This is a genomic window from Flavobacterium sp., assembly GCF_036515215.1.
GTDB lineage: Bacteria > Bacteroidota > Bacteroidia > Flavobacteriales > Flavobacteriaceae > Flavobacterium.
In genome coordinates, this window is record NZ_DATBVQ010000141.1 from 1 (window position 1) to 6,484 (window position 6,484).

Annotated in this window: 4 protein-coding genes; all 4 read right to left on the minus strand. The window is 40.3% G+C overall.

The genetic code is table 11. The annotated features are described in order from the left end of the window. On the minus strand, window positions 1-1,272 hold a 1,272-nt coding region (pheT, locus tag VIH09_RS09850; RefSeq protein WP_331580439.1), incomplete at its 3' end, for a phenylalanine--tRNA ligase subunit beta. 172 nt (window positions 1,273-1,444) lie between these two features. Further along, window positions 1,445-2,302, minus strand: a complete 858-nt coding sequence (locus VIH09_RS09855) for a bestrophin family protein (protein WP_331580441.1) — start codon at window positions 2,300-2,302, stop codon at window positions 1,445-1,447. A gap of 29 nt (window positions 2,303-2,331) precedes the next feature. Beyond that, window positions 2,332-3,636 carry a TolC family protein gene (locus tag VIH09_RS09860; RefSeq protein ID WP_331580443.1) on the minus strand — a complete coding sequence of 435 codons (1,305 nt, stop codon included), beginning with the start codon at window positions 3,634-3,636 and terminating at the stop codon, window positions 2,332-2,334. A 10-nt stretch (window positions 3,637-3,646) separates the two neighbouring features. Next, a partial coding sequence (locus VIH09_RS09865; protein WP_331580446.1) for an efflux RND transporter permease subunit occupies window positions 3,647-6,484 on the minus strand: 2,838 nt, incomplete at its 5' end.

Below are 6,484 nucleotides of genomic sequence, written 5' to 3' on the forward strand. Positions count from 1 at the left end.
ATTTGCAAAATTTAGAAACACTGAAAAATCTTCAATTTTCTTTTGGTAAACGTCACTTACGTCAGAAGTGATTTCTCCGCCAGCCACTTCTTGGATCATCAGGGCCGCACGTTTTAATGCATATGCGGTAATTGTTGGGTCGATTCCTCTTTCAAAACGGAAAGAAGCATCCGTGTTTAATTGGTGTCTTTTTGCCGTTTTTCTGATGCTTACTGGGTTAAAGTAGGCGCTTTCCAAGAATATGGAAGTAGTATGTTCTGAAACTCCAGAATTTTTGCCTCCAAAAACTCCTGCGATACACAAAGGTCCTTTTTCGTCACAAATCATCAAATCTTCCTCATGCAAAGTACGCTCGACATCATCCAGAGTAGTGAATTTAGTTCCTGACGGTAGTGTTTTTACAATTATTTTTCCGTTTATTTTAGATGCGTCAAATGCATGTAAAGGCTGTCCCAAATCATGCAAAACATAATTGGTGACATCGACTATATTATTTTTTGGAGTCAATCCAATTGCTTTTAGTCTATCCTGCAGCCATTTTGGCGAAGGTTTTACGGTAATATTGGAAATCGTTACGCCACAATATCTTGGAGCTAATTGAGTCTCCTCGATAACAGTGTCAATTTTAAGAGTTCTCATGTCGACTCTGAAATTACTCACTGAAGGGGTAATGAATTCAACATTTACGCCACTTTGCAGTAAACCTGCTCGCAAGTCACGGGCGGTACCTAGGTGACTCATTGCGTCGGCACGGTTGGGTGTTAACCCAATTTCGAACACCTCGTCATTTTCTACTTTGAAAACTTCCGACGCTTTTGTCCCAGGAACTAGCGAAGCATCAAGGACCATGATTCCATCGTGACTTTCCCCAAGACCTAACTCGTCTTCGGCACAAATCATTCCGTGGCTTTCCTGTCCTCTAATTTTTCCTTTTTTAATGGTAAAGGCAACACCTTCTTTATCATACAATACGGTACCAATTGTAGCTACAGGTACTTTTTGTCCCGCATCGACATTGGCCGCTCCACATACAATTTGCACAGGAACTCCATTTCCTATATCAACTGTCGTTAATTTCAGTCTATCGGCATCTGGGTGGGGAACGCAAGTAAGGACATGTCCCACCACGATACCCTCAAGTCCGCCTTTTACGGATTGGTATTTTTCGACTGCTTCCACTTCCAAACCCAAATCGGTAAGTAACGCTGCCGTTTCTTCGGAATTCCAGTCTACTTTAATGAATTGTTTTAACCAATTGTAAGATATTTTCATCTGTCATTTTTAATAAGATTGCAAATATAAGGATTGCAGTCTGTAGTAAGAAACAATTTTTTTGGTTTTTTAGGACATTGGTATGCCACTAAAAAAACCTTAAAACTAGGGCTGCCTTTTCCATTAGGTTAGGGGAGAGCATTATCATTTTTATAAAACAGATGCTCCATTTTCACAACAATTCCTCGACGTGTCTTTTGATGTTTTCGGCGATTTTTTTGGTGGGCAAATCATTGGCGTCATTACCAAAGGGATCTTCTATTTCCTCGGCGATCAGTTCTAAGCTTGCCAAAACATAAAAGATGAAAACGACAACGGGAATGACATAATAGCCCAAGTTAAACACATACCCAAATGGCAATGTCATCACATAAAAGAAGATGAATTTCTTGAGGAAAGCGCTGTAAGAATAGGGGATGGGCGTGTTTTTTATGCGTTCACAGGCACCGCAAATATCTGTGAAAGATTGGATTTCGTGGTTTAAAATAATGAGTTGGTCTCCCGTTATTTTCTTTGAATTATAGAGGTCATTTATTTTGTGAAATAATATTTTTGCGACTTGGTTGGGCCTGTGTTTGTGGTGCTCTATGATAACGTCTTCAAAGAGTTGCTTGCTGGTTTCTTCATCTTTTAAGTGCTTGTTTAAAATAGAGGCATAGCTAGGAATTACTTTTCTGAAAAAAGCGCGATCCGACTCTTCATTTAAAATGACGGATAATTTTATGGTAAGATTCCGGGAGTTGTTGACTAGACTTCCCCACATTTTACGTCCTTCCCACCAGCGATCGTAAGCGGTGTTGGTCCTGAAAACTAGCAATAAGGAAATTACAAACCCTAACATGCCGTGCATGATGGAAATATTTTTTACATGACTGTCATCAGGCAAATCCCAATATTCGATTTCAAGATAGGCAATCCCTGCCGAATAACTTCCTATGAAAATCATCATAGGAATCAGTTGTCGGAATGTATCTGCTTTGTGAAAACGAAAAATAAAAGTGATCCAGTCTTTGGGGTTGTATGAAATCATTTAGGTCAAATTGTTTTTGCAAACTTAATTTAAAATTGGATAGCTCCCGCCAATTCTTTCAATGCAATTTCAGATAGTTTGGCTTGGAACTGCGCATCGCTATAACGGACTTTTGCATTTACGTAATTCAGTTGGGCCGTTCTGAATTCTAACGTGGTGATGGTACCGATATGAAATTTATCCAAGGTGATATCCAAATTTTGTTTGGCAATAGCCTCATTTTTCTCCTCCAAATCGATCAATTCCAAATTGGTCAGGTACGTTTGATAAGAAGTGGCCAGCTGGCTGTTCAAGGCCAAATTTTGTTGCTCGATTTGGATCGCGGAATTCTCAATTTGGATTGAAGAAATCTTCTCGTTTCTCTTTTGGACAAAACCGTCAAACAAATTTAGCGAAGCGCTAAAGCCATAATTCAATCCACGGGCCGAAGATTGTGTTGTAAATCCAAGGCTGGATTCATTCTCGGCAAAATTATAGCCCGTATTGACCTTCAAGGTAGGATAGCGCCCTGATTTTACTTGCTTTAATTCCAACTCCGCCACTTTTTTACTGATAATCAAGGCTTCAATTTGAGGGTTCTGCTTTTCAGCTAATGCTTTTAATTCGGCATATTCCAATTTTCTATCCATAGTAAAATCAGACACGACCTTAAAATCAATTTGGGCGTCTCTAGCCAAAAGTTGGTTTAATGCTATTTTTGAATTTTTATATAATTCTTGCTGCCTCAGTACCGCCACTTTATCGGTATTAATATCTACCTGAGCATTTAAAACCTCGAGTTTTGATGCTTTCCCTATCGTAAAACGATTTTTGGCCAGATTCACCCTTTGATTTGAAATAACGATTGTACTGTCCAGAGCCGCCAATTGCTGCTGCTGCTGTACCAAGTCGTAATAAGCGGTTTGCACATCGCTGATTTTTGTGATGACTGTCATTCTCAACTGGGATTCGCCAAGTTTTTGCAGTTCCTGCAGTTGTTCTTTTTTTGCAAACATTTTAAAGCCGTCAAAAATGGTCCAATCTAGCCCTACACCATAATTCAAACTGTTGCTTTTGGCATTATCAAGACTTGTTGTAGTGCCGTCAGTACGGGTTTGGGAAAGATTTTGCAGATTGTTATTTTGGGTTATCGAGGCGGTTGCTTTGGGCAACATTCCCGCATTCCCTGCCGAAACATTAGTTTGGTCTATTTTTAGATCGTTTTTGGCAATCTTAATTTCGTAATTATTTGCTAAAGCTATTTTTACCGCATCTTCCAATGATAATACTTGCTGCGCATTCCCTTTAACGAAACAGAAGAACAGAAGCAGTATACTTTTAAATATTATTTTCATGTTCGTCTTTTTATTTGCTTTCGTTTTCATATTCTTCGATGTGTTCAAATTCTGGATAATGTTTTTTGGCTTTAGACCACATAAAATAAAGTGCAGGGATAACAAACAGAGTCAATACCAAAGAGAAGATTGTTCCCCCGACAATAACAACTCCCATTCCAATCCTACTGGTCGAAGCTGCACCAAGTGACAATGCTATAGGCAAGGCTCCTAATGAAATGGCTAGACTGGTCATTAATATAGGTCGCAATCTCGCTTCCGAAGCTTCCAGAATGGCTTCCAGTTTTGGCTTTCCTTGCTCTCGAAGCTGGTTGGCAAATTCGACAATTAAAATGCCGTTCTTGGTCACTAAACCTATCAACATTACTGTTCCAATCTGGCTGAATATATTCCAAGTCTGGTCAAATAACCATAAAGAGAATAAAGCTCCTGCCACTGCCATAGGAACGGTCAAGATGATGATAAAAGGATCGATGAAACTTTCAAATTGTGCCGCCAGGATCAAAAAAATCAACAGCAAGGCCAAACCAAATGCGAAAGAGGTATTGGAACTGCTTTCCACAAAATCCCTTGATTCTCCTCCTAAATCGGTCGTAAAGGTATCGTCAAGTACTTTGGCTCTTATTTTTTCCATAGCCTCAATTCCATCATTTATACTTTTGCCTGGAGCGAGCGCTGCAGAAACCGTGGCCGACATGAAGCGGTTGTTGTGGTACAACTGCGGTGGTTTACTTTGTTCCTCAATATTTACAATATTGTCCATTTGGATCAAATCACCTTTGTTGTTTTTGACATACATAGAGGTTAAATCCAAGGGTTTTGAACGGTCTTTTTGATCAAATTGCCCAATGACCTGATATTGTTTTCCCTTCTTCATGAAATAACCAAAACGCTGTCCGCTTAATGAAAGCTGTAAGGTTTGTGCAATATCAATTACAGAAATCCCCAAACTTTCCGCTTTTTCACGATCAATGGTCACATTGATTTCGGGCTTGTTGAACTTCAAATTCACATCTGTCATGGCAAAAGTTGGGTCGTTAGCCGCTTCCTCCATAAACAGCGGAATTTTCTCTTCCAGTTTACTGAAATTTTGTGTTTGGATGATATACTGTATCGGCAAACCACCCCGTCTGTTAACGGCAATAGTGGGTTGCTGTGTCACCGATGTTTTGGCTCCAGGATATTGCTTGGTCCATGCAGTTAATTTTTCGGCTATTTCATCTTGAGAAAGGTCTCTCTCACTTGGCTCTTTTAGCGAAAGTCTCATAAACCCGCTATTGACAGAGGAAGAGCCAAAACCGGGAGAGGTTACCACCAAACTCACTTTTTTCTGTGGAATAGAATCATCCACCAATTTGGATATTTCTTGCATGAAGCGGTCCGTATATTCATAGCTAGAACCTTCAGGCGCTGTCATTCTTAGAATCAAAGAACTGCGGTCATCATAAGGCGCCGTTTCTTTTTGGATCAAATTATAAAAAACGAAAATCAAACCAAAGCAAGCAATTAAAATGGGGAAACTCAACCATTTCTTAGCCATAAATCGGCTCAAGGCTTCGGCATAATTGCTGTTTAACTTTTTGAAATACGGTTCTGTCCGGATATAAAATTTTGATTTCTTTTGCTCGCCACCTTTCATTAAATACGCGTTCAGCATGGGTGTCAAAGTCAAGGACACGAATGCCGAAATTAACACCGCTGCGCCAATGACGACGCCAAATTCCCTGAAAAGTCTGCCGACAAATCCTTCTAAGAAAATTACGGGCAAGAATACCGCAGCCAATGTGATGGAAATGGAAATCACGGCAAAAAATATTTCATTCGACCCTTTGATGGCAGCCTCAATAGGCGTCATGCCTTCTTCCACTTTTTTGTAAATATTTTCCGTAACCACAATCCCGTCATCGACAACTAAACCAGTAGCCAAAACGATTGCCAATAAGGTCAAAACGTTGATTGAAAAACCGAAGAGCCACATGATAAAGAACGTAGCGATCAACGAAACGGGAATGTCGATTAACGGCCTGAAAGCAATGGCCCAATCCCTAAAAAACAAATAGATGATTAGAATCACCAATAATATGGATATCCCTAAAGTCTCGGCAACTTCAAGTACCGATTTCTTCACGAAAATCGTGTTGTCAAGGGCGATATTTAATTTGATATCTTTAGGTAAATCTTTCTTTAAAGCCTCAAATTGCTCATAAAAAGATTTCGAGATATCTAAATAATTGGCACCTGGGCGGGGCACAATTGCCAACCCAATTAACGGTAGCCCAGATTGGCTCAATTTGGTTTCTATATTTTCTGGACCTAATTCTGCCTTCCCAATGTCACTCAAACGAACAATTTTGTCGCCTTCTGTTCGAATAATGATATCGTTAAACTCCTTGGCAGTTGCAAGATTTCCAATAGTTTTTACCGTCAATTCCGTGTTGTCGCCCGTCAGTTTTCCTGAGGGTAATTCTACATTTTGAGCATTAAGTGCTGATCTTACTTCGGCAACCGTAAGTCCATAGGACGCGAGTTTTACGGGATCAATCCACAAACGCATCGCATATCGCTTTTGTCCCCAAATTTGCACCCCGCTCACCCCAGGAATAGTTTCCAGTCGCTGGGAGATTACGTTTTCTGCGTAATCACTCAGTTCCAAATGGCTTCGGGTGTCGCTTTGAACCGTCATCGATATAATCGCATCACTATTGGCATCAGCCTTAGAAACTACGGGAGGGGCATCGATGTCCTGCGGCAGGCTGCGTATGGCTTGAGATACCTTGTCACGCACATCGTTTGCCGCTTCTTCAAGATTCTTGTCCAAGTTAAACTCCACCGTAATGGAGCTGCTTCC